Source organism: Olsenella sp. kh2p3 (assembly GCA_900119625.1).
GTDB lineage: Bacteria > Actinomycetota > Coriobacteriia > Coriobacteriales > Atopobiaceae > Tractidigestivibacter.
In genome coordinates this window covers 55,129-78,608 of record FPKD01000003.1, presented here as the reverse complement: position 1 = coordinate 78,608, position 23,480 = coordinate 55,129, and the positions used below count along the sequence as shown (strand labels likewise).

The 23,480-nt window shown below is 62.2% G+C and carries 21 protein-coding genes; 10 read left to right on the top strand and 11 right to left on the bottom strand.

Features of this window, described 5'->3' with window-relative positions; all coding sequences use genetic code 11:
- Positions 1 to 27 precede the first annotated feature (27 nt).
- Complete coding sequence (locus BT122_RS10850) at positions 28 to 276, top strand: hypothetical protein (RefSeq protein WP_143189983.1); 249 nt, start codon at positions 28 to 30, stop codon at positions 274 to 276.
- Positions 277 to 311: 35 nt separating this feature from the next.
- Here the strand turns inward: BT122_RS10850 and BT122_RS05395 are convergent, their stop codons facing one another.
- Positions 312 to 1,163, bottom strand: a complete 852-nt coding sequence (locus tag BT122_RS05395; protein WP_143189982.1) for a DUF2238 domain-containing protein — start codon at positions 1,161 to 1,163, stop codon at positions 312 to 314.
- 257 nt (positions 1,164 to 1,420) lie between these two features.
- Between BT122_RS05395 and BT122_RS05390 the strand changes: the two genes are divergently transcribed.
- Both BT122_RS05390 and hisS read left to right on the top strand, forming a co-directional pair.
- The gene (locus BT122_RS05390; RefSeq protein WP_072354968.1) at positions 1,421 to 2,212 is read left to right on the top strand and encodes a hydrolase; all 792 of its coding nucleotides are present in this window, start codon (positions 1,421 to 1,423) and stop codon (positions 2,210 to 2,212) included.
- 173 nt (positions 2,213 to 2,385) lie between these two features.
- On the top strand, positions 2,386 to 3,702 hold the full coding sequence (gene hisS / locus BT122_RS05385; RefSeq protein ID WP_072354967.1) for a histidine--tRNA ligase: 1,317 nt from the start codon (positions 2,386 to 2,388) through the stop codon (positions 3,700 to 3,702).
- A 407-nt stretch (positions 3,703 to 4,109) separates the two neighbouring features.
- Here the strand turns inward: hisS and BT122_RS05380 are convergent, their stop codons facing one another.
- Both BT122_RS05380 and BT122_RS05375 read right to left on the bottom strand, forming a co-directional pair.
- On the bottom strand, positions 4,110 to 4,841 hold the full coding sequence (locus BT122_RS05380) for a PrsW family intramembrane metalloprotease (protein WP_072354966.1): 732 nt from the start codon (positions 4,839 to 4,841) through the stop codon (positions 4,110 to 4,112).
- 356 nt (positions 4,842 to 5,197) lie between these two features.
- Complete coding sequence (locus BT122_RS05375; protein ID WP_072354965.1) at positions 5,198 to 6,577, bottom strand: Na+/H+ antiporter NhaC family protein; 1,380 nt, start codon at positions 6,575 to 6,577, stop codon at positions 5,198 to 5,200.
- A 181-nt stretch (positions 6,578 to 6,758) separates the two neighbouring features.
- Here BT122_RS05375 and BT122_RS05370 point away from each other — a divergent pair, with 181 nt between their 5' ends.
- Positions 6,759 to 7,700: a LysR family transcriptional regulator gene (locus BT122_RS05370; RefSeq protein WP_083432330.1), complete on the top strand. Its 942-nt coding sequence runs from the start codon at positions 6,759 to 6,761 to the stop codon at positions 7,698 to 7,700.
- Between the two features lie 184 nt (positions 7,701 to 7,884).
- On the opposite strand, the gene BT122_RS05365 is transcribed toward BT122_RS05370, so the two are convergent.
- The 6 genes from BT122_RS05365 to BT122_RS05340 all read right to left on the bottom strand — a co-directional run bounded on the left by BT122_RS05365 (position 7,885) and on the right by BT122_RS05340 (position 13,988).
- A complete protein-coding gene (locus tag BT122_RS05365; protein ID WP_072354963.1) occupies positions 7,885 to 8,199 on the bottom strand; it encodes a DUF4160 domain-containing protein in 315 nt (104 codons plus the stop codon).
- Complete coding sequence (locus BT122_RS10960) at positions 8,199 to 8,465, bottom strand: hypothetical protein (protein WP_072354962.1); 267 nt, start codon at positions 8,463 to 8,465, stop codon at positions 8,199 to 8,201. Before BT122_RS10960 ends, BT122_RS05365 begins: the two co-directional genes overlap by 1 nt.
- A 270-nt stretch (positions 8,466 to 8,735) precedes the next feature.
- Positions 8,736 to 9,953 carry an ABC transporter permease gene (locus BT122_RS05355; protein WP_072354961.1) on the bottom strand — a complete coding sequence of 406 codons (1,218 nt, stop codon included), beginning with the start codon at positions 9,951 to 9,953 and terminating at the stop codon, positions 8,736 to 8,738.
- Entirely contained in the window at positions 9,950 to 10,711 is a 762-nt protein-coding gene (locus tag BT122_RS05350; protein ID WP_072354960.1) for an ABC transporter ATP-binding protein, read from the bottom strand. Before BT122_RS05350 ends, BT122_RS05355 begins: the two co-directional genes overlap by 4 nt.
- A 1-nt stretch (position 10,712) precedes the next feature.
- Positions 10,713 to 12,113, bottom strand: coding sequence for an efflux RND transporter periplasmic adaptor subunit (locus BT122_RS05345; RefSeq protein ID WP_072354959.1), 1,401 nt, complete (start codon positions 12,111 to 12,113; stop codon positions 10,713 to 10,715).
- A gap of 519 nt (positions 12,114 to 12,632) precedes the next feature.
- Positions 12,633 to 13,988 (bottom strand): dicarboxylate/amino acid:cation symporter, encoded by a 1,356-nt coding sequence (locus tag BT122_RS05340; RefSeq protein WP_072354958.1) that lies wholly within the window; start codon positions 13,986 to 13,988, stop codon positions 12,633 to 12,635.
- 480 nt (positions 13,989 to 14,468) lie between these two features.
- Here BT122_RS05340 and BT122_RS05335 point away from each other — a divergent pair, with 480 nt between their 5' ends.
- The 4 genes from BT122_RS05335 to BT122_RS05320 all read left to right on the top strand — a co-directional run bounded on the left by BT122_RS05335 (position 14,469) and on the right by BT122_RS05320 (position 17,750).
- Complete coding sequence (locus tag BT122_RS05335) at positions 14,469 to 14,756, top strand: type II toxin-antitoxin system Phd/YefM family antitoxin (protein ID WP_072354957.1); 288 nt, start codon at positions 14,469 to 14,471, stop codon at positions 14,754 to 14,756.
- Between the two features lie 4 nt (positions 14,757 to 14,760).
- Positions 14,761 to 15,057, top strand: a complete 297-nt coding sequence (locus BT122_RS05330; RefSeq protein WP_072354956.1) for a type II toxin-antitoxin system RelE/ParE family toxin — start codon at positions 14,761 to 14,763, stop codon at positions 15,055 to 15,057.
- A 35-nt stretch (positions 15,058 to 15,092) separates the two neighbouring features.
- Complete coding sequence (locus BT122_RS05325) at positions 15,093 to 15,983, top strand: RluA family pseudouridine synthase (protein WP_286130312.1); 891 nt, start codon at positions 15,093 to 15,095, stop codon at positions 15,981 to 15,983.
- Between the two features lie 171 nt (positions 15,984 to 16,154).
- Positions 16,155 to 17,750, top strand: a complete 1,596-nt coding sequence (locus tag BT122_RS05320) for a 4Fe-4S dicluster domain-containing protein (protein ID WP_072354955.1) — start codon at positions 16,155 to 16,157, stop codon at positions 17,748 to 17,750.
- A 324-nt stretch (positions 17,751 to 18,074) separates the two neighbouring features.
- Here the strand turns inward: BT122_RS05320 and BT122_RS05315 are convergent, their stop codons facing one another.
- Positions 18,075 to 18,383, bottom strand: a complete 309-nt coding sequence (locus BT122_RS05315) for a CDP-alcohol phosphatidyltransferase (protein ID WP_072354954.1) — start codon at positions 18,381 to 18,383, stop codon at positions 18,075 to 18,077.
- A gap of 277 nt (positions 18,384 to 18,660) precedes the next feature.
- Between BT122_RS05315 and BT122_RS05310 the strand changes: the two genes are divergently transcribed.
- Positions 18,661 to 19,497 carry a nitroreductase family protein gene (locus BT122_RS05310; RefSeq protein WP_072354953.1) on the top strand — a complete coding sequence of 279 codons (837 nt, stop codon included), beginning with the start codon at positions 18,661 to 18,663 and terminating at the stop codon, positions 19,495 to 19,497.
- 422 nt (positions 19,498 to 19,919) lie between these two features.
- On the opposite strand, the gene BT122_RS05305 is transcribed toward BT122_RS05310, so the two are convergent.
- Positions 19,920 to 20,906: a D-isomer specific 2-hydroxyacid dehydrogenase family protein gene (locus BT122_RS05305; RefSeq protein WP_072354952.1), complete on the bottom strand. Its 987-nt coding sequence runs from the start codon at positions 20,904 to 20,906 to the stop codon at positions 19,920 to 19,922.
- Positions 20,907 to 21,502: 596 nt separating this feature from the next.
- Between BT122_RS05305 and htpG the strand changes: the two genes are divergently transcribed.
- Positions 21,503 to 23,473: a molecular chaperone HtpG gene (gene htpG, locus BT122_RS05300; protein ID WP_072354951.1), complete on the top strand. Its 1,971-nt coding sequence runs from the start codon at positions 21,503 to 21,505 to the stop codon at positions 23,471 to 23,473.
- Positions 23,474 to 23,480: the final 7 nt, after the last annotated feature.

The following is a 23,480-nucleotide window of genomic DNA, read 5'->3' as shown; positions in this document are numbered from 1 at the left end:
CCTCCGACGAGAGTTGGAGGTAAGCCGATGAGCGATTACGAGATTGTCAGCACCATGATCAACCTTGTGACACTTGTCATCGCGGCGATAGCCCTTGGTCTGAACATCAGGCCAAGAGGATGGCCGTCCCCAGAAGCTAGGAACGGCCATCCTCTCCACGCTGAAAACGTGAGAAATGGAGGTGGCCTGTCCCGCGCCCACGGGTGCCACCCGTCTCATATCATAGCAGAGAATCAGGGGTCGAGAAAGGCGCCGCTCAATCTCTCTCCGGCGTAATTGCATCGGTCGCAGAAGGTTTCTCCTCGGGCCACCTACTCGCACTGACGCTTCTTGCCCTTTCGCGCTGCCTCCATCTCATCAAGCCGGCGCTCGTTCTCTTGGTACTGCTCTACGGGCACTGGCCTTACGTGCAGGCCCTCGGCCCAGTTGCCGCTCTCGTGTTTCTTGAGGTGGCGGTATCCAACAACCGAGAAGACCAAGGCTCCCACAAAGTTCACCAGAAGGTCCTTCATTGTGTCGATGAGCCCGATGTCAAGGTATCCGTTGATGGTCGTGGTCTCGCCTGCGGCTGTGGTCATCGTGGTTGTCGCAATGTCGTTGATTTGGATGCGGTTCCCCTCGTTTGCGGGGTCGAGCGCAACGGAGGATATGCTCGTGACGAAGGTGTCCTTCTGCATGTCCATCCCAAAGAATGTGTCGAAGCTAAACTCGACAAACTCCCAGAGGACGCCGATGGTCATCGAGAAGCAAAAGGCAACCAGCGTTACATAGATAGGGGAGAGGCTGATGTTCTTGCTCGACCCGTTGAGAAGGTCGACAAGGGAGAAGCCAATGGCCGCGCAGAGAAAGCCGTTGAGCGTGTGCAGGATGGTGTCCCAGCCAGGAATCAGCACGTAGTAGTGGTCAATCTCTCCGAGAATCTCTGCGGCGAAGATGAACGAATAGATAATTGCCTGGAAGAGGCCGGGAATCTCTATATGGGTCATCCCCTCGACGAGCGATGGGACGAGGAATAGCACGAGCACCAGTATCGAGATGGCCACGCCCTCCCAACGCTGGGTCATGATGCATCGGATGAGCGTGACGAGAACGAGCGCCCTGAGAATCGAATAGAGGATGAAGGCGCGGCGATTGAGCGCAATGCGGTCTTTAAGACGACGCACGATTGATTGGAGCCTGCCCTTTTGGCATGAGACGTTCCCTTCACGGTTCAACATGTGATGAAAGAAATCCTAGCCTACGCAGAGAGGCTCCACGAGGCTCTTCTCGCCTGCGCCCAGGCTGGCGCCAAACTGCCTCCCTTTTTCAGCGTCGTCGAGAATTACTATGGATCGTGAACGTGCCGCGCATTCGGTGGGTAATAACCGAATGCGTGACATAGCACAGGGTGCCGACACCCGTTCAAGAGGGGGTATCGTTCATGGATGAGAACAGCATGGAGCCGGTTGTGGTTCCAACGCCTGTGAAGAAGGAAGCTCCGATCATTCAGGCGAGGCTGCGTCACAAGATTCTCAAGATGCCGGAGGAGTCCTGGAAGGCGAGCGGCATTCGCATCTTTGGCCGCAAGATTCGCTCGCTGGTCTACACCACCGACCTCGCGGTCATCAAGAACTGCGACGCAGACGCCGTCTTCGCCGTCTACCCCTTCACGCCGCAGCAGTCCATCTCCGAGGCAATCATCGATGCCGCGAGCATCCCAGTGTTTTGCGGCATCGGCGGTGGCACAACGCGTGGCGTTCGCACGGTGACCCTCGCGCACGACGTGGAATGCCAGGGTGCCATGGGCGTGGTTCTCAACTCGCCCATCTCCAACGTCAACCTCCGTGCCGTGTCTCTCGCAATTGACATTCCTACGGTCATCACCGTTGTGAGCGCCGACACCGACATTGCCGCGCGAATCGATGCCGGTGCGGCAATCATCAACGTCGCTGGCGGCAAGGACACGCCGTGCATCGTGAGCAAGATCCGCGAGAAGTTCCCAGACGTCCCCATCATCGCGTCGAGTGGCGGCACGGAGGAGTCCACGCGCGCCACGGTCGAGGCCGGCGCAAACGCCGTCACATACACCCCTCCCGCGCCAGCCATTCTCTTCAAGCAGATGATGGCCCAGTACCGCAGCCCCGCTGCAACCACAGAGCAGCCTCAGCACACCGCGCTCGAGGTGCTCCAGGCGGCTGGGCTCTGGCACGATCAGAACGGGCAGAGTCACTAAGAGTACGACCTCGCGCATAGACGGACGCATCATCTACCTTTCCGCTACAAGCGCCGCCTAGACAGGGCGGGCGCTATACTTGCAACCCGAGTATGGTCGCGGAAGGCGGCGCGCAGGACGCGTCGTTTGTGGCCGCGGCCAGATGCGCCCCCAGGGCGCGGAAGGAGCACCACATGGCACAGCGGGTTCAGGGAACCGAGGACCTCTTCGGTGGATACATGCGCGCGTGGCAGCACATGCAGGACGTGGCGCGCGACCTCTTTGGCGCGTACGGCTTCGACATGGTCGAGACGCCAGCAATCGAGCAGGTAGACACGTTCGTGCACGGCATCGGCGAGTCGACTGACGTCGTGCGTAAGGAGATGTTCCGCATCGTCTCCGGCGCGCTCTTCGAGAACCTGCTCGAGCAGGGCTCTGAGGCTGGCCTCAAGCCCAAGCAGCGCCTGGCCATGCGTCCCGAGGGTACTGCCGGCGTGGTGCGCGCGGCGGTCGAGAACAACATGGTTCCTCAGGGCGCCGCACCTGCCAAGCTGTGGTACGCCGAGGCAATGTTCCGTGGTGAGCGTCCCCAGAAGGGCCGTCTCCGCCAGTTCCACCAGGTGGGCGTCGAATGGCTTGGCGCCGCGGACCCGGCGGCGGACGCCGAGTGCATCATCATGCTCATGGAGTACTACAAGCGCCTTGGCTTTGACCCCTCCCGCCTGCGCCTCTCCATCAACTCGATGGGTGACGCTGCGTGCCGCCCCGCATATCGCGAGAAGGTCCGCCAGTTCATTCTCGACCACGCGGACGAGATGTGCGAGGACTGCCTCGAGCGCGCGGAGATCAATCCCCTGCGCAGCTTCGACTGCAAGAACGACCACTGCCGCGAGGTCATGCGCGACGCCCCTCTCGCTAAGGACAACCTCTGTGACGACTGTGCCGAGCACTATGCCCAGGTGAAACGCTACCTCGATGCCGCAGGCGTCTCTTACGTTGAGGACCCCACCCTTGTGCGCGGCCTCGACTACTACACCCGCACGGTCTTCGAGGTTGAGGCCGTGGACGGTGGCGTTGGCGCAATCGGCGGCGGCGGTCGCTACGACGGCCTCATGGAGCTCGAGGGCGGAAAGCCCACCCCCGGCATCGGCTTCGCGGTGGGCTTCGAGCGCATTGCCCTCGCGCTTGCTGCACAGGGTGGCTCGCTCGAGACTCCCCAGCCGGGCTGCGTCTACGTGGCAGGGACCTCTGCGGACGAGCGCGAGGCGGTCTTCTCGGCCACGCTTGCGCTTCGTCAGGCGGGCGTTCGCACCGAGGCCGACTACCAGGGTCGTTCGCTCAAGAGCCAGTTCAAGCAGGCCGACAAGCTCGGCGCTCGCGTGTGCGTGGTCATCGGGCCCGACGAGGTGGCGGCCAATGCCGTGACCCTGCGCGACATGGAGACGCACGAGCAGACCCAGGTGCCCGTCGAGGCGCTTGTCCCTGCGGTGAGCGCACGACTGGCGCGGTAGCGCCAGCACCTGACGGCGCCGCAAGCCCAGCGCTTGGCGAGGCCGGAAGTTCCGTGTCCCGCGCAGCGGGAAGTACCGTGTCCAGCGCCGCCAATGTTGAGCTTTCGTACGAGATCCCGTCTAACGTGTGCCCTCCGGCGTCATTTTGGCGCCAGAGGGCACATTTCTTCTCGCATGCTGGAGGCACCTCGGGTACCCATCCCCGTGTTCAGCATCGTCTGCTGTGCCAAGCGCGCCCTGCTGTGGCCCCTCGCGATGTTTATCGCTTATTCTTAAAATGGTGCTGCGTTTCCGCAGGTCGACGAGATCGTTTTTAAGAAATGGCGATAAGCTACGCCAGTAATCGCATGCTGCCGGCGCGGGCAGACCGGCAGCAAAAGGCAAGCGGCGCGAGAGATGCGCCGCTGCTACGCGAAGCGCCGGTCGTGCTTGGCCGCCGAGCGTACCACGAGGAACACAATCACGTAGATCACGGCGACTACTAGCAGAAACGTGCCGTCTCCGTAGTTTGCCAGCGTGGCGGTGGCGTCGTAGAGCCCGTGCAGCATGGCCGAGAGCGCAAAGCCAATAACAACGCACAGCGCGGACCCAATGCGGTGACCGCGCACGACGAGGTACTTGGCCTCCCCGTAGAGCATGCCAAACAGCACGGCAAAGCCCATGTGAGCGGGTATCGCCATGACCGCTCGACTCATGAGCACGCCCGTGCCGTAGTTGAGTCCGTACATCACGTTTTCCATGGCCGCAAAGCCGAGCGAGGTGAAGACCGCGTACACTACGCCGTCGTAGCGGCAGTTAAACGCTTGGTTGTTCCACGTGGCGCGTCCCATGAGGATGTACTTGCATGCCTCCTCGATGACGCCCACGACCACGAAGTCAGACAGGAGCTCAAAGCCGAGCGTGTTCTCCCTGAGGCCGGACAGAAGGCCATAGACGGACATTCCCACCTGCTCGAATATGCCAGCGAGAAATGCCGCCAGCACCCCCTGCAGGATGAGGTGCGTAAGAAGCCCCGCAGGCTCCTTCTCCAAGGGGTCGAGGTTGTAGACGTAGCGCATGAGGACGACCGCCGGACCGATGGCCAGGACGAGAAAGAACAGCAGGTAGAGTGTCAGACCGTCTGCCAGAAGGAAGAACATGGTGCACCTTTCCGCGAAGTCTCTGCTGGTTGAAGGGTACCCCATAGCTGAGAAAAAGCACCCTCCGGCGAGAATTCGGCGCCGGAAGGCGCGTCTCGTACGGAATCCCGTCGGGAACCGGTCCCCCGGCGTCAATTCCTCGCCGGAGGGCGCGTCTCGTACGTGATTGATGCGGCAACGCACCTTCCGGCGTCAATTCTTCTCCGAAGGTCATATTTCCGCAGGAGGGGAGAAGGAAACCCCGCTGTGGCGTCATTTCTTCTCCGGAAGGGGCGTTTCGTACGTGATTGCCTCGGGAACCCCTGCTGCGGCGTCAAATCCGCGCTGGAAGGCCCTTTTCGTACGGAATCCCGTATCTACGCTGCGGCGGGCATCCTCCGCACGTCGTCGGCGGGCGTGAGGCCCAGGAGCTGTGCGGGCTTGCTGTCGGGAAACTCGGGGCGCCTGCGCTGCCAGACGCTTATCGCCAGGGTCCATAGCGGCAGCAGGTAGCAGAACGTTGCCGCCACGATGCTCAGTGCCGGTGCCCCCACGCTCGAGAGCACGGCTACGTTGGAGATTGACCACGGCACGAGCGGGCTTACGATGACCACGCTGTTCTCGAGGTCAAGCGCGAGGGCACTCCCCGTGCCCTCGGTACGACGGCACAGCTGGTCGGTGAGCATGATGGCAAGCGTCTGGTTGCACGCGACCATGCACGAGACCACGCTCGTCGCAAGCACCCCAATGAACGGGGTGGAACGGCGCGAGAAGCCCGTGACCAGCCCCACGGCGCCATCGAGCAGCCCAGTCCTCTTGAAGATGCCCGCATAGGTGGACGAGACGCCCACCACGAGCGTCACGTTGGACATCGAGACGACCCCGCCGCCGTCGATGAGCGGCGCCACCGCAGGATCTGCGGCATGATAGCCAAAGACGAGAAGTTGCGGAAGGTCAGCAGGCGAGACCCCCTGCACCCCAACGCACACCACACATGCCACGCCCAGGCTTACCGCCATGGCAACCAGCACATTCACGCGGGCGAGCGAGAGCGCCACGACCAGCGCCGCCGGGAGGATCACAAGCCAAGAAAGCGAGAACTTCTCGGCTAGCGCCGCCGCTACGCCTGCTGCGCTTGAACCTCCCTTTGTCTGCATGCCCATCGCGAGGTACGCAGCGCAGGCGACGAGAAACGGCACGAGGCCGGTACGCAGCATGCGACGCACGTTGTCATAGAGTTTCGTGCCCGTGAGCTGTGAGACAAGAACCGCACTGCTCGAGACCGGGGAGCAGCGGTCGCCAAAGTAGCAGCCAGCGAGCACCGCGCCACCAGTAACCAGCGCGTTTGCACCCATGGCATGCGAGACTGCCATGCAGATCACGCCCATCGTTGCTGCCGTCCCAAAGGCGGTTCCCATGAGGAGCGACATGAGGCAGCAGAGGAGAAATGCCGCGAGTACGGCTGCTGACGGCTGAATGAGCACGGAGGACCAGCTCACAATTGCCGCAATGGTGCCAGAGGCACGCCATGCCGCGGCGAGTGCGCCGGCAATCATGAAGAGCACGAGCATGGATGAAACAGACCGCATGGATGCCGCCCCTGCCCGTGCAAGCTCTGAGAGTGAGTCGCCCCGGCGCACGCCATAGACAAGGAAGAGGACGAGACCTCCGGCAAGCACTGCTGCCAGGGGGACGCCCATGGCGGTGCCCGCAACGAGCATTGCCGCAAACACTCCAAGCGTTACTGTCTCTGCCATGTCCCTCGTCCTTCTCGGCTGTCCTTCCCAGGCACGAGAAACACTATGGACATGCAGCAACCAAGTCAAACTGATTAATCTAGTATGAATCACTAAAGAATTTTGTAATATGGGCATAACAGGGCGGACGTGACGGCGCTGCCCTGCCGTCTGCATGATTTTCTCAGGGAGATGGTGCCGCGTGAACTTCCAGACCATGGACTACTTCGTTGCCGTTGCCGAGGAGCGCAGCTTCACGCGCGCGGCCGGTGTCATGCATGTGAGCCAGCAGACGCTCTCGGCTAGCGTTGCCGCCGCAGAGCGCGAGCTTGGGGTGAAGCTCGTCGAACGCACCGTCCCGCTTGCGCTCACCTACGCGGGCGAGGAGTTTCTCGCCTACGCGCGGCGCTTCCAGGCCGAGCAGCGTGCCATGGGCCAGGAGTTCCGCGACATCGCGCACAACGACCGGGGCAGGATTCGCGTGGGTGTAACGGCCACGCGCGGACACATCATCATGCCGCGTGCCATCGCCATGTACCAGCGGGCGCACCCGCACATCTCGATCGCGCTCTTCGAGGGCGAGAACGACGAGCTTGTAGACGAGCTGGGGGAGGGTCGTCTCGACATGGTCGTCGCGACCGTCGCCGCGCACGTCCCGGGGCTCGAGGTGCACCAGCTCTTCCGAGAGGAGGTCGTGCTCATCGTTGCGCGGTCTCTGCTCGAGGATCTCTATGGCGAGGAGGCGGAGGCCGTGGCCGAGGAGTGCGAGGCTACGGGGTCGATTGCGGGGCTTGCCGCGTGCCCGTTCTTGATGATGGGCGAGAAGGACGTCCCAGGTGAGTTTTCGCGCCGCAAGCTCGCCGAGGCGAGTATCTCACCCGAGGTCCGCGTGGTGTCGAAGAACTCCGAGACGCTCATGGCCCTGTCGCTGCGCGGTGTGGGTGCGTGCTTCGTGCCTTCGGAGCTTGTCGCCACCACCTTTGCAGACCCCGCCGCGGCGGGCATGCGCGTCATTCATCTGGGGGAGGAGATGAGCTATCCGCTCTCGGTGGCGTGGCGCTCGTCAGCCCATGTGTGGTCGGCCATTCTCGGCTTTGACCAGGTGCTTCGCCAGCAGTTTGCCGACGGGTCCAGGATGACGTAGGAAGCTGGCTGGGTTGTCGCGGGGGGCAAGCCCCGCCGCCGAGGCTCTTCTCGCCCTAGCGGTGCCGCGGCGATACCGCGGCGATACAGGTTCGTGCACGAATCTGTATCGCGCGCAGGTCGATACAGGTTCGGCATACGAATGTGTATCAATTTGTGTCAAGTCGACTCACACGCCCGTCACATTAGCAGCCGGCAAGGTGAGCAAGTAGCCCGCATTTCAATTTCTGATAGAAGCGAGGCTCAATCCCCTCGTAAAACTCCACCCATTTGCTCACGATGTAGGCGTGGTTCTGGACGATAAAACGCTGGATGTCTCGTAGGTCCCTCTTCGAGAGGTCGCCTGGTCGGGCAACGATGCACCCGCCGTCATTGGTCAACCAGAATTTGGCGTCACCGTCTGCTGGGCGTCTTACGCCAACATGCACATGGATTGGCTCGTTATTCTCGCCAGCCCAAAAGTACAGCACGAATGTGCCAAAGACGAATATCTTTGGCATTATGCGATGTTCCTCTCGCCTGAGTGCCGCTCGGCCATATCGAAGATGAGGGGGGCGTTATTGTGCAAGAAGTCCGTGAGAAACTCAAGCTCGGTCGTTGAGAATCCATCCACGTCCTTCCAGCGGCACTGGGGGAGAAGGCAATCCGCTGAGTCGAGACCCCCATCTCTTGGGCGCTCGACAACCACGCGAACCGTCCCATCGGCCCGAGTGGCTGAGCAGGCTATTTTCGTCTCGTCATCTAAGCGGGCATATTCCCACAGCATGGCGGCCTCCTTCCGAAACTAGGAAAAGCATACCCAATGCCGCGCCATCCTTCTCGTCGCTGCCGAATTGCCGCGGCGATACACATTCGTGCGCGAACCTGTATCGCGCGCAGGTCGATACAGGTTCGGCATACGAATGTGTATCGACAGCCCAGGAGAGGTGTATCGGCAGCCCAGAGGTGTATCGGCAGCCCAGAGGTGTATCGGCATCCCAGAGGTGTATCGACAGCCCAGACGTCGCAGCGCCGGCAGCGGAGGAACGGAGCAGCGCTACTGGTACCGCAGCGACTCCACGGGGTCGAGACGCGCAGCGCGCCAGGCGGGATAGAACCCAAAGAGCACGCCGATGCCCACGCAGATGCCGCAGGCAAGGCCCACCGCCGTAGGGGAGATGACGGGGGTTACCGCAAACCCACCCATCTCGCTCGACATGCTGGCAAGCTGCGCCAGCACGTTTGCGCCGGCATACCCTAGGATTATTCCAAACGCGCCTCCCACCAGGCACAACGTGATGGATTCAAGCAAGAACTGCCACGTGATGTCTGCGCGCCGTGCGCCCAGCGCCTTTCTCAGCCCTATCTCGCGGATCCTCTCGGTGACGTTGGTAAGCATCATGTTCATGATGCCAATGCCGCCAACGATGAGAGAAACGCCAGCGACGCAGGTCATGAGTGCCTGGAACGCCCCCATCGTCGAGTCGAGCTGCTCGATGACCGAGGCCATCGTGGTGACGCCCACGTAGTAGTTGGGCGCCTCGCCGCTCGAGGGGTCCTCATCGGGAAGGTTGAAGTAGCTCCTAAGATAGGACTCCGTCCGTGCGGGAATGCCGCTCATGTCCGTGTCCTCGCGGGCAAAGCCGATGATCTGGCTCACGCCCGTATTGCCGCTCATGCGCTTCTGCATGGTCGAGAGCGGCACAAAGGAGTAGCCATTCATCATGCCCGAGCTGCCAACCACGCCCACAACGGTGTAGTCGTCGTTGCCAACGTGGACGCTCTGCCCCACCGCCTCGTCCGCCGATCCCCACATGCGCTCAGCAATTGCCTGGTCGAGCATGATGACGCGCGACCCTGCGTCCTCCTCGCTCTGCATGATGACGCGCCCGGCGATGGCTTTCGTGCCCATGGCCTCGAAGTACTCTGGCTCCACGCCCAGAAGGGTGCTGTTCTCCTGGGTCACACCGTTGGAGATGGCTCCCGAGTTGTAGGACGCCGCTGTGATGAACTCGTAGTCGTCAGACATTCCGGCCTCGAGCGCCGCGATGTCATCCATCGTGACCTCACGACCAGGCCAGCAGTCAATCATGACCGTGCGTGACTGGGAAAGTCCCAGCTCACCCACAAGCGATGCCTTGACGCCGTCTATGAGCGCTGTCATGGAGATGACGGCAGCGATGCCAATGACAATGCCCAGAATTGTGAGCAGGCTTCGTCCTCGGTTTGCCTGGATGGCAGAGAAGGTCTCGTAGAAGAGGTCCCGAATCCTCATGCGCCCGTCACCTCCTGTGTGCCGTCGAGCGCCTGCCGCTCTCGCCGGGCTAGCGACGCCACGTAGGCGCGCTCCTGCTCGTCAGAGAGGAGCCGCCCGTCTCGTATGTGCACCACGCGGTCCGCCCAGCCTGCGACGCTCGAGTCGTGCGTGATGAGCACTACGGTCTTGCCGCGTTCTTGCATGCGCCTGAACGTTCGCATCACCAGCTCGCCGGTGGCGGAGTCGAGGTTTCCCGTGGGTTCGTCAGCAAGGATGAGCGCGGGGTCGTTCACCAGCGCGCGGGCGATGGCCACGCGTTGCATCTGCCCGCCGGAAAGCTCGTTGGAGCGGTGGGTGTAGAGGCTCTCGGGAAGGCCTACCTCTGCAAGAGCCTGCCACGCCCTCAGCTCGCGATCGGCGGTGGTGCCCCTGCTGTAGACCAAGGGAAGCATCACGTTTCGAAGCACCGTGGCACGTGGGAGCAGGTTGAATGACTGGAAGACAAAGCCAAGCCGCGTGGAGCGAACGTGTGCCAGCTCGTCGTCGGTGAGCTTTGAGACGTCGATGCCCTCGAGGAGGTAGAGTCCGGAGGTGGGGCGGTCGAGGCAGCCGAGGATGCTCATGAGCGTGGACTTGCCCGAGCCGGAAGGGCCCATGATGGCGAGAAACTCGCCGCGCTCGACGTCCAGGCTCACGCCGCGAAGCGCTGGCGTGAGGCCGGCGGCCGAAGAGTAGATGCGACAGACCTTCTCGGCGTGGATGACGTGGGAGGCCATGCTAGGCCGCCGAGCTCGAGGAGGATGCCTCGCCGGTCATGGTGTCCGCGCCTGTCTCGGCGCCTCCCTGCATCACGCCTATCACGACCTCGTCGCCTTCGGCAATGTCACCCTCGACGGCCGCCATGGTTCCGTTCGATGCAAGCACTGTGACGTGTCTTGCCTCCGTTGTGGGGAAGCCGGCGTCGTCCTGCCCGGTAACAACGCTCACCATGGCTTGGTCTCCCTCGCCGTCTACGGCGCTCAGCGGCAGCATGAGCGCGTCGGGGATGTCCGTCGAGGAGATGGTGACACTTGCCGTCATGCCTGGCTTGAGCGACGGGTCCGGGTTGGGGATGAGAAGATCGACGGCATACGTGACAATGTTTCCGCCGTAGCCCGGCATGGCGCTCGAGGCGTCTGCGGAGGAGACCGTGGCGATGCGGGTGACGGTGGCATCAAGCTCGACGTTGGGAAGCGCCGAGAAGGTCGCACGTGCCGCTTGCCCAACGGAGACCTTGGAGATGTCCATCTCGTTCACCTGTACCGAGACCGTCATCTGCGAGAGGTCGCCGATGGTAATGAGTGAGCCAGAGGACCCAACGGCAGTCGTTGCCGTGGCGGCGGCACCGGCGCCTGCCCCGGAGCCCACGGCGGCGCCCTCGACGGCGTTCATGACCACGATCGTGCCCGAAGCGGGCGCCGTGACGGTGCGTTTGTCGGCGGTTGCCACGGCGTCGTTGTAGGCGGACTGGGCGGTTTCGAGCGCAAGCTGGGCAGAATCGACGGCGTCGGCGGCCGAGTTCACCGTGGCGAGGTCCGTTTGGTTTGCGTAGTAGGCGTTGTAGGCGGTGGTGTAGTTCTCCTTGGCCGATGAGAGCTGTGTCTTTGCCGAGCGCAGCTGGATGTCGGCCTCGCGCACTGCCTTGTCAAGGGAGTCGTTGCGGATGGTGAGGAGGGTAGAGCCCGCCTCGACGTAGTCGCCCTCGCTGACGAACACCTCGGAGATGATGCCGTCCACCTCGGGCGTCACCACGACGGAGCTCACGGGCTGGACGTTGCCAGACGCCTTGACCTCGTCCTTGAACTCTCCGCGCATGACCGGTGTGGTCTGGAGCGCTGGCTCCTCGGGGGAGTCTGCGGCCTGCTGGGATGTCACGGTCCATGCAAGGATGCCGAGAACCGCGCAGGCAGCGACAATGCCAATGACGATATTCCGGCGGCGGCGCTTCTTTCGGTGGGCGAGGAGGCTTGCCATGGCACTGCGGGTCTCCTCGTCCTCTTCGGCGGTCTCGCCTGGCAGGGACGGCGAGGCGCTGGGGGAGTCCCCAGATATCACGGGGAGGCTGTCGAGTGGGTGGGCGGCTGGCTTTGTCTTGTCAGGCTCGCCAGAATCTGTGGTGCGGTCGGTCTCCTGGGACATGCGTCCTCCTCGCCCTTGTGTGCCAAACGGGTGGTGCGGGGTGCCGTCGTGCCTGCGATGTTGAGCGAACGCTGCTGTTTTGCCTGCTCAACGTGCTTAGGGACATGATACCGGGGCCTTACCATCAGGAACCTATCGGCAAGCTTACAAATCTGTAAGCGGCGCTTGCGCCTGCGGACGAGCGAGGCGGTAGGCACGGGGGTTCTCATCCCGTCGGCTGGAGTTTGCGGCCAATAGGCAGGGCTTTTCAGTTCCGAAGGCCTATTGCCTCTCAATTATTGAACGTTATTTCTTCTAAGAATGACATTCTCCCAGTTGCTGTTAGGATTTCTCGGAATATCGCGCAATAAATCCTTGCCAGCAAGGCAACATCGAGTCGCGCACGGCTCTTGCCCCGCAGCTAACGCTCGCCCAACAGCCTGTGGCCCACATGTGGCCAGGCAAAATGGGGCACACAAAACGGGCTCCCCAATGCCCAGACGGCACCGGGGAGCCCGCGGAGACGCTGTCACAGAAGCGCTACGCCGCGCTTGCCTGGCTCGTGTTCTTGAGTCCAAACGAATCCTCACCGTCGTAGACGCTGCGGTCTACCAGGCCCTCGCCTGCCGCAACAAGAAGCGAGGCCTCTGCTGCGCCGAGCACGTTGGTCGCCGTGCGGCCCATGTCGACGATAGAGGAGATGGGCGCCACAAGGGCGATGGTCTCCACGGGAAGCCCCAGTGCAGCCAGGAGCGCCGTGGCGGTGATGGTTGCCGTTCCCGGCACGCCCACGGTGCCAATGGAGACAACCAGCGTGAGCAGGACGAGGAAGGCGTACTGTACCGGCGTGAAGGGGATGCCAAGCGCGTTGATTGCAAAAACCGCAACGAGCGTTGGCCACATACCGGCGCATCCAGGCATACCAAGGTTCGCGCCAAGGCCGGCCGTGAAGCTTGCCACGTCCTCGTCGACGCCCAGGTTCTGGGTGAGCGAGCGAATGGTTACAGGGACCGTTCCGATGCTGCTCTGCGTGGTGAAGGCGGTGACCGCCGCGGGGGCCATGCCCTTGAGGAAGCGCACCGGGCTCAGGTGGCCAATCCATGCCACAAAGGCAGACTCGACACCAAAGAACTGAATGGCGAGAACCACATAGGCAACGGAGAGAACACCGAGTAGCGGCACGAGCTGGGTGACGTCAGCGCGTCCAACGGCACGACCAATGAGGGCCACCACGGCGTAAGGCGTGAAGCCGACGACCCAGCTTACGGTCTCGCCCAGCACCTTGTTGCCGGCATCGACAAACGCCTTGAACGGACGAACGTCGACCTTCTCGTCATCTTCTCGCTGCGAGGCAAGGCGGTTGTAAGCCAGTGCCACGATGATTGCAAATATGATGATGGGAACCACCGCGTTGCTGGTCCACGCAGCTGCGAGGTTCTGCGGGAAGAGGCCAACGATGGTGTCGGTGACCGTGGGGACCTCCTTGGCCTCGTACGTGACGCCGTCAAGCGAGAAGCCCGTGCCAACGCCAAGGGGCAGCGCGATTGCCAGCGTGAGGAGGGTTGCCGTGAGCGTGTTGAGCACGAGGTAGAGTACCGACTTCACCCCGATGCCCTTGAGGTGGACGAGGTCCGCTAGGTTGGTGACGCTCGATATGATGCTAAAGAGGAGGAGTGGTACCACAAGCGCGGAAATCACGTTTGCGTAGATGATTCCAAAGATTGCGTAGTACGAGAAGGCCTGGCCAAACGCGACGCCAATGACTATGCCGAGTCCGGTCGCGATGAGGGTGCGCACGCCAAAGCCCACCTTGAACCGGCGCTTGAGCGTGGCGAGAAGGGCGAACGCCACAATGGTTGCGACGAGTGCCCAGAGTGCCGTGATATCAACCTGCATGAGATGCTACCTTCCGACGTGTCGTATTCGTTCCAAGTGGGGGATGCGGGCGAGCTGCTTCGCCGTTCCGGTTTTGCTACACATTCGGTGATAGATGGTGGCCATGGCGCGCTCCTCAATTTCTAGTTCGCGAGTAGGATATTGGTATGGTCGATTTTTTGAACGATTGACGCAAGGCCCCGCGTTGTAGCGTTTTCCGACAACTGGCGTTCGGAAATCGAGGTGGCAAGGGGCCTATTGACGCTCCTTGTTGTTGGCGCGCAAGGTTCTGCTCATCCTGCGGGGGCACTTGGATGTGCAAGCCGGCCATGATTCGCGCCGGTGGGTTCGACCGCATCTGCAAGCTCTCGCGCAAGACGGCGGCCATCGTCCGGGGGTAGGGTCGCGCTGGACGATGCCGGTCTGAGCCTCCTCTTTGCTTGCCGTTTCACATGATATTTGCAGTAAAATACATGTGAACCCATCGAGAGGAGGCTCGGCATGCCGGCGATGACGTCGCTTAGCGAGTTCAACAGGCACCAAAGCGAGACAATATCCGAGCTTGAGAAGACGGGGGAGCCTCTGTACCTCACCAGAAACGGCAAGTCTGCCGTGGTGGTCATGGACGCGGACGCTTTCGACCGCATGGTTTCTGCCAAGGAGGAGCTCCGCACTCGCGAAATGGCAGTGTACGACGGTCTCATGCAGGGATACCAGGACGTTCTTGATGGCAAGACGGCCCCCGCGCAAGATGTCTTCACCCGCATTCGCTCCAAGCGCGGCTGGTAGCGCCATGTCGTGCGAGGTGCTGCTCACCCAACACGCGGAGAGTTTCCTTCTCGAAAATGTGACTCTCGAACGCGTGATGAGAAGGATTGAGGAAACCGTTGAACTTCTCGGTGCGTATCCTTTGATCGGCAAAGCGTACGATCCATCGTATCCTGCCGCACGCCCTCCCTTTCCGTGCAGGTTTCTTCAAGTTTCCGACACACCGTTCACGCTCTATTATCTCTTTGACGAGGAGGCCGGCGTCGTGACGGTCTTCGATGTCGAGTGGAGCGCGGGAGACCCGCGCCGCCGCTTTGTGTGAGTGGTACATTGACGCGGTGAGGTTGGAGGAAGTTCGTGCGCTACGAGTTTCTCGGCGAGAAGGACGGCGCGTCGCGTCTCGAGTTCCGCGCGCTTGAGGACTGCTCGGCGCTCGACCTGGCGCTTGCTGCCGGGATGTCGCGGCGGTCTGCCGGCCGCGCGTTCCAGCGCGGCGAGCTTTCGCATGACGGAGAGGTGCTCGCGCCGCCGTCACGGCTTTTGGCGGGCGATACGGTGACCGTTGCCCTTGCCCGGCCGGCAGCTGCGACCGCGCCGCCGGACGTTCCTCCTGCCACCCTCATCTACCAGGACTTCGTTTGCCTTGCTGCCGAGAAGCCCGCGGGCATCCTGGTGCACGGGGACGGTACCGGCGCCCCCACGCTTACAGACCGCGTGCGCGTCTCGCTCACGCGCCAGGGTGTGGCGGCAACCCCGCAAGCGGTGCAGCGCCTGGACGTCGATACCACGGGCATTGTGCTCTTCTCGCTCTCCGAGGAGTACCAGCCGGCGTTTGACGCGCTTGTCGCTGGTCACGCAATGCGCAAGCGCTACCTCGCCGAGGTTGCTGGCACCTTTCCGCAGGATGCGACAACCATCGATAGGCCCATTGGGCGAGACCGTCACGACGCACGCCGCATGCGCGTGTGCCGTCCGGGGCAGGGTCAGTCTGCCCTCACGCGCGTACGCGTGCTCGAGCGGCGGGCGGCAAGCACGCTCCTTCTCGTCGAGCTGGGCACAGGCCGGCGCCACCAGATTCGCGTGCACCTCTCGTCTGTGGGCTTTCCCATCATGGGGGACGCGCTTTACGGCGGAGCACGCGACTCGCGTGGTCTCATGCTACATGCGCTGGAGGAGGAGTTTGACCACCCGGTGACCGGCGCGCACGTGCTTCTCCGCAGCGAGATCCCGGAAAGGTTCCGAGCGTAGATGTGGGCTGCGCGCTCACGGTTGTGCGCCCGCTTGCAACACCATTTCGACTCATGCAGCGCACGCCCGGTTGCGCGATACTGTTGATGAAGGGGACGTCGTCGCGGTGACGGCGTAGCGCCGTTTGCAGCGCGGCGCGAAGAACAGAAAAAGAAGCGAGAGGATTCGCCGATGGCTGACACCATGCGTGGCGTGTACACCAACCTGACCGAGATTAGGCGCAATGTCTTCTGCGAGGTAGCGAAGATCGCGTACGAGGGTGGGGAAGACGAGGCGAAGAAGCTCGACGAGCTCCCGTACAAGATTATTCCCGGCGACGTTGCGACCTACCGCGAGAGCGTATTTCTCGAGCGCGCCATCGTGGGCGAGCGCATCCGCCTCACGCTGGGCCTTCCCCTGCAGGGCGTCGACCGTCCCGAGCAGCTCTCCGACGGCCTTGCTGAGGCGGCAAAGCCCGAGACCTATTACCAGCCGCCTCTCATCAACATCATCAAGTTTGCCTGCAACGCCTGCGAGGACAACGTCTATCGCGTGACCAACATGTGCCAGGGCTGCCTGGCGCACCCCTGCCGCGAGATATGCCCCAAGGGCGCCATCACGTTTGTGGACAAGAAGGCCCACATCGACCAGGAGAAGTGCATCCACTGTGGCCAGTGCGCCAAGGTGTGCCCCTACCACGCCATTCTCCACAAGGAGCGGCCCTGCGCCTCGGCCTGCGGTATGAAGGCCATTGGCTCCGACGAGCACGGTCGTGCGGAGATTGACTACGAGAAGTGCGTCTCCTGCGGACAGTGCCTCATCAACTGCCCGTTTGGCGCCATTGCCGATAAGAGCCAGATCTTCCAGGTCATCCAGGCCATCAACGCAGGCGACGAGGTCATTGCTGCCGTGGCGCCGGCGTTTGTCGGCCAGTTTGGCGGCAAGGGCAACGTGGGCAAGCTGCGCGAGGCCTTCCACCAGCTGGGCTTCTCCGGCGTTGAGGAGGTCGCGCTCGGTGCGGACCTCTGCACCATCCAGGAGGCCGAGGACTTCATGAACGAGGTTCCCGACAAGCTCCCCTTCATGGGCACGTCGTGCTGCCCCGCGTGGTCGGTCATGGCCAAGAAGGAATTCCCCAAGTACGCCAACTGCATCTCCATGGCCCTCACGCCCATGACGCTCACGGCGCGCATGATTCGCACCCAGCACCCCCACGCCAAGATCGTCTTCGTGGGGCCCTGCGCCGCCAAGAAGCTCGAGGCCATGCGCAAGTCCATCAGGAGCGAGGTGGACTTCGTGCTCACCTTCGAGGAGATGGCGGGCATGATGGAGGCCAAGCAGATCGACTACCTCTCTCTGGCCGACGACAACAAGAGTGACTTCGACGTTGCATCCGCCGACGGTCGCGGCTTTGCCGTGGCGGGAGGCGTGGCCACGGCCGTGGTCAACGCCATTCACCGTCGCTACCCCGATCGCGAGGTCAACGTGGCAAACGCCGAGGGTCTCGAGGACTGCCGCAAGATGATGAAGGACGCCGTGCGCGGCAAGTACCCCGGCTACCTGCTCGAAGGCATGGCGTGCCCGGGCGGCTGCGTGGCTGGTGCTGGCACGCTGCAGGCCATCAACAAGTCTGCTGCGGCAGTTAAGCGCTACGCCAAGCGGTCTCCGCACGAGAACGCTACCGAGAACGCGTACCGCGTGCTCATCCCGGCGCTTGCCGAGGAAGATGGCGTGGATACCGAGGTTGAGGAGACTTTCGAGGCCCAGCGTCCGGTGGACGAGAAGTAGCGGCTCGGCGGCGGCGCCGCGGCCGGTGGCGCGCGTCTCGGCCGCCTGCCTGTCTCGGCTGTCCAGCGCTGCGCGAAACCAAAAACTGCGGCTTAATTGCAGTGTGCCGAGAAGGACCAAGCGTTCTACCTGCGGTTCTTCTCGGCACACCCTTCGCACGACTGCAACTAAGTCGCAGTTTTCCGCGCGAGCCGCCTTCGGGACCCCGCGAGCCCCTTGGATCCTCCTCGCCACCCCCGCCCTCCGGGTTCCGCGAGGCGGGGGTGCACAAAACGGCCCCGTCGGCAACTGCCAACGGGGCCATGAGCAGCTATGGCAGTGGACCTACGCGGTCTTCTCGCCCTTGACCGAGGCATAGAAGGTTGCCTGGTCAAACACATCCTTGATGGTCTTGCCGTGGACAAAGGGGAGCATGAGGAACTCGTCGACCGTGTCGACAAGCTCGCTGCAGTCTACGAAGTGGTTCTTGGAGTTGCGCCGCGAGGTGTCCTGCGCGCGCCAGGCCTCAAAGTTGACGTCTGTGAGGTAGTAAATGGCCGACCCGACTTTCATGTACACGGAATGATTCCTATGAAGGTAGTCGGCCAGATCGTTGTAGCTGATATCGAGTGCCTCTGCCGCTTTCTTTCCCATGGCATGTCCTTTCGCCGAACGACCATGACTTGCATAGATTGACTATATCCCCGTTGGCTCAGAGTTAGTCCCGCGTTTGGATAATGTTCCCTTCTCGTCGGCAAGCGATTGTTTCTCCAAATAAGGTGCAGCTCGAAAGGGGTGCTCGTCTGCCGCCCGCCCGATTGGTCGCGCTTGGTCGCGCTTGTGACGCAACGTGTGCGCTAGCATAGTGGGGAATGCGCACGGGCCCGGGGCTGCCCGCTATCGGTTCGAGGCTTGATGAAGGGGCGCCGACATGGAAGCAACAGAGGCCGCTGTTCTTGCGTCTGCGTGCGGGCGCCGTCGCACCGTGCGCACCTTCGACGCCTCGCCGCTCTCGCCGGAGGCACACGAGCTTCTCGAAACCCTGGCATCCCATGATGAGAACCCCTATGGCATACCGGTTGAACTGCGGCTTATTGACGCCAAGACGTACGGAGCTACCAGTCGCGTAATCCGCGGAACCACGTGGTATGTGGTTGGTTCCCTCTCGCGTTGCGCGCACGCCGAGGAGGCCTTTGGCTACGCGGTTGAGCGCCTGATCCTTGCCGCGACAGCGCACGGTCTGGGGACAGCTTGGCTTGCGGGCACCATTGACCGCCCCGCGTTCGAGCGCGCGGTGGGGGTGGACGAGAACCGCATCATGCCGGCTGTCATTGCTGTGGGTACGCCTGCAGCCCGCATGTCCGCGCTCGAGCGCGTCATGCGCTCGAAACTGCACGCGGACGAGCGAGCACCGTGGGACGCGCTGTTCTTTCGAGGTGACCTCGCGCACCCCATGTCCTCACCGGATGAGCTTGGCCCCGCACTCGCCGCCGCGCTCACCTGCGTGCGTACGGCGCCCTCGGCGCAGAATCTCCAGCCGTGGTGCCTGGTCTGCTCGGACAGGCGCATCGACCTCTTTGAGCATCGCACGCTGCCGCTGCGCCCCATCGGGGACGTGCAGCTTGTGGACATGGGGATAGCCATGCTCCACCTTGAGGCCGGCCTTGCCCAGCAGGGCATGTGTGGCACATGGTCGTTTGACGGGCCGCGCGCCAATGCTGGCGACCCCAACTCCTCTACGACCTACGTGGCTACCATCAGTTTTTAAACACAAGCCGCATCAAGTGTTGTTTACTTCTCAGACGCCAGGGTACATACTTCATCGAAACGAAGGTTAGCTTCGAGACACGGCTCGGGGCTCGAGTGAGGGAGGCGATACCGATGGGCAGTGAAGACGAGATACATTCAAACCTGTCTGCGGCCGCCAACCCAAGGCACGCCCGTTTGTAGGTCCCGGGAGGGCCAGCAACGCGAAGCGTAATTCGCATCAAGGGCGCTAGCAACCTGGCGGCGCGTAGACAGAAGCTCTACAGGTTGCGATTGCAAAGGAGCGTTACCACCCTAATAGTTCAGAGTTAAGTCTACATGACACGAGGGGGCCGGCAGTCCTAGAGACGCCGGCCCCCTTTTTCTCCGTATGGTCTTCGCGGCGAGACGCTCGTTCCTTTCGCGCTCGCGGACTCGCCCTTGCTAGTGGCGTACCTCGAAGGGCGTCTCCTCGCCTCGCTCGAAAGCGAGGAGGGCGCTTGCGGAATTGCGGATCATTGCCTCAACGTCCTCGGCGGTGTAGAACGCCATGTGCGGCGAGACGATCACGTTGGGGAAGGCCATGAGGATCGAGCGATCGCGGTTGGGAAGCACGTCTCGGCTGCGGTCGAGGTAGTAGAGGTCCTCCTCGTGCTCGATGGTGTCGAGCGCCGCCGCGCCAACCTGTCCGGACTCCACGGCATCTACCAGCGCCTGCGTGTCGATGAGCATACCGCGCGCCGCGTTCACGATGGTCACGCCGCGCTTCATCTTGGAGAAGGCCGCGGCATCGATCATGTGGCGGTTCTCGGCCAGGCCGGGCGCGTGGAGCGTGATGGCGTCAGACTCGGCATAGAGGGTGTCGAGGTCGACGTAGGTTGCGAGCTTGGCGACCTCGGGGTTGGGGTAGGGGTCGTACGCCAGGAGCCTGCAGCCAAAGCCCGCAAGGTGCTTCACCACGGTGGTTCCAATACGACCAGTGCCAATGACGCCCACCGTGGAGGTAGAGACGTCCTTTCCCAGCTTGCCGTGGAGGCCAAAGTCCTGCGCGAGGGACTGGCGCGAGAGGAGCTTCACCTTTCGCTGTGCCATGAGCAGCAGCATGATGGCGTAGTTGGCCACCCCCTCGGGCGGGTAGGGGGCATTTGCCACACGCATGCCCAGCTCGTAGGCATGGGAAACGTCGATGTGCTCGTATCCGATGGTCCTGGTGGCAAGGTTCTTGATGCCCTCCGCATGGAACGCGTCGAGAAGCTCGGCGTTCATGGGGTTGGTGATGATGCAGAGGGCGTCATAGCCGCTGGCCAAGCCAACGTTCTCGAGGCTGGGGTACTCGGACGTCCAGCCGTACTCGAATCCCATCTCGTGCGCGCAGGCGTCAAGGTAGCCCAGTTCGTCATACTCGCGCAGGGCATAGGCAAAGAGCTTCATGTTGTATCTCCTTAGGTCACGCTCGGTGCGGCTTTATGGTATGCGCGGCAGGAGCATAGATGCATCGTGGCGACCAACGCGAAACACAGCGGTCAAAAGCGGAATAACCGCGAGACGGCAGATGCGAGTTCCGGTTGGCAGCAGTTTTGGTGAGATTCTTTATGTGTCTGTAGCAAAGTCCCAATTCTCTGACCTGCGGTTTATCATGTTTCAAACCTGTTTGTACTGGGGGTATCTCCGAAAAACTGCCACCAACCGTCGATTCCTGCCATCGTGCATCCGAATGGCGTCCGTCCAGAGACTGGGTGGCCCGCCCGGCCTCGTGTGCCGTTGCTGTTGAGAAGAAATTGGACAGAATTCACACCGGGGATGCCCAAGAACGTCCAATTCCTTCTCCGCAGTGCTCGTCCAGGCGCAGTGTGGGGTGCCGGCAAATCGGGTGCTTGCCCATCTCGTCCATCAATCTGCACACGGAGATAATCTCAGTGCGTGTGCACTAGATTATTTCCCTCCGAAGGTTTATCTCCTGCTGCGCTGGGTACCTAGATAGACGGTATGAAGATAGATGCCGGCTTGTCTCAAGGAAAGAAGCGCACATGAAGCAATTTAAGACAGAGTCCAAGAAGCTCTTGGACCTCATGATCAACTCGATCTACACCAACAAGGAGATCTTCCTGCGCGAGCTCATCTCCAACGCGTCGGACGCCATCGACAAGCTGAGCTTCGAGAGCCTCACCAACCCAGACGTCCACGTTGACCAGGACTCGCTTGCCATCCACCTTGCCTTTGACAAGGACGCGCGCACCATCACGGTGAGCGACAACGGCATCGGTATGACCAAGGACGAGCTGGACAAGAACCTGGGTACCATCGCCCACTCTGGCTCGGAGGCCTTCAAGGAGGCAAACGCCGAGCACCAGGGCCAGGACATGGACATCATCGGCCAGTTTGGCGTGGGTTTCTACTCCGCCTTCATGGTTGCCGACAAGGTCCGCGTGGTGAGCCGCGCCTATGGTGCGGACGAAGCCTTTGCCTGGGAGTCTGACGGCCGGAGCGGCTACACCATCGAGCCTGCCGCTGAGGGAGAGCGCTCGGGCGAAAATGACCACGGCACCGACGTGACGCTCTACCTGCGTCCCTCGACCGAGGAGGACAACACCGACCGCTTCCTCTCCGAGTGGGGCCTGCGCGACCTTGTCACGCGCTACTCCAACTATGTGCGCCATCCCATCCAGATGATGGTCACCAAGAGCCGCGAGAAGCCCAAGCCCGAGGACGCCGGCGACGACTACAAGCCCGAGTACGAGGATTACCAGGAGCTTGAGACCCTCAACTCGATGACCCCCATCTGGAAGAAGCGCTCGAGCGAGGTCAAGCAGGAGGACTACGACGAGTTCTACAAGTCGACCTTCCACGACTGGGAGAAGCCACAGCGTACGATCAGCTTCCACGCCGAGGGTGCGCTCTCGTACGACGCGCTGCTCTTCATCCCGTCCGAGCAACCCTTCGACCTCTACAGCAAGGACTACGAGAAGGGCCTGGCGCTCTACTCGTCAAACGTCCTCATCCAGGAGAAGTGCGCCGACCTCTTGCCCGACTACTACAACTTTGTGCGCGGCATCGTCGACTCGCCTGACGTGACGCTCAACATCTCCCGCGAGACGCTGCAACAGAACTCGCAGCTCAGGGCCATAGCACGCCGCACCGAGAAGAAGATTCACTCCGAGCTCGAGGACATGCGCGACAACGACCGCGAAGGCTACGAGAAGTTCTTTGGCAACTTTGGCCGCGGCCTCAAGTTTGGCATCTACAACTCCTACGGCTCGAAGGCCGCCGACCTCGCCGACCTGCTGCTGTTCTGGTCGGCCAAGGAGGGCAAGCAGGTCACGCTCAAGGAGTACGTGACGGCCATGCCCGCCGAGCAGGACAAGATCTACTACGCTGCCGGCGACTCCCGCGACCGCCTGGAGAAGATGCCCGTGGTGACCTCCGCCGTGAACCACGGCTTCGACGTGCTTCTCTGCACGCAGGACGTCGACGAGTTCATGTTCCAGTTCATGCGCACCTACCACGTTGACGCTGTGGCGGGCGACTCCGAGCACAAGGGCACCGACGCCCGCGACCTCGAGTTTGCTAACGTCTCTTCCGCGGATCTCGACCTTGCGACCGAGGACGAGAAGAAAGCTGCCGACGAGGCGACCACCGAGCACAAGGACCTTATCGACGAGCTCAAGGGTGACCTGGGCGACAAGGTCACCGACGTGCGCGTGGCGGCCGGCCTGGGTGACGCCCCTGCGACGATTGCCTCCGAGGGCCCGGTCTCGCTCGAGATGGAGCGCGTGATTTCCCAGGGTCCCGAGGCTGCCTCTGCCCCCAAGGCCCAGCGCGTGCTGCAGCTGAACGCTGCGCACCCTGTGTTTGGCAAGCTCGTCGCGGCGCAGGAGGCTGGCGAGAAGGACCGCCTCAAGCTCATGGGTTCCATCCTGTATGATCAGGCGCTTCTCGTCGAGGGACTGCCCATCGACGACCCGGTGGAGTTCGCCAAGAACGTGACCGAGCTCATGTAGGAGTCGG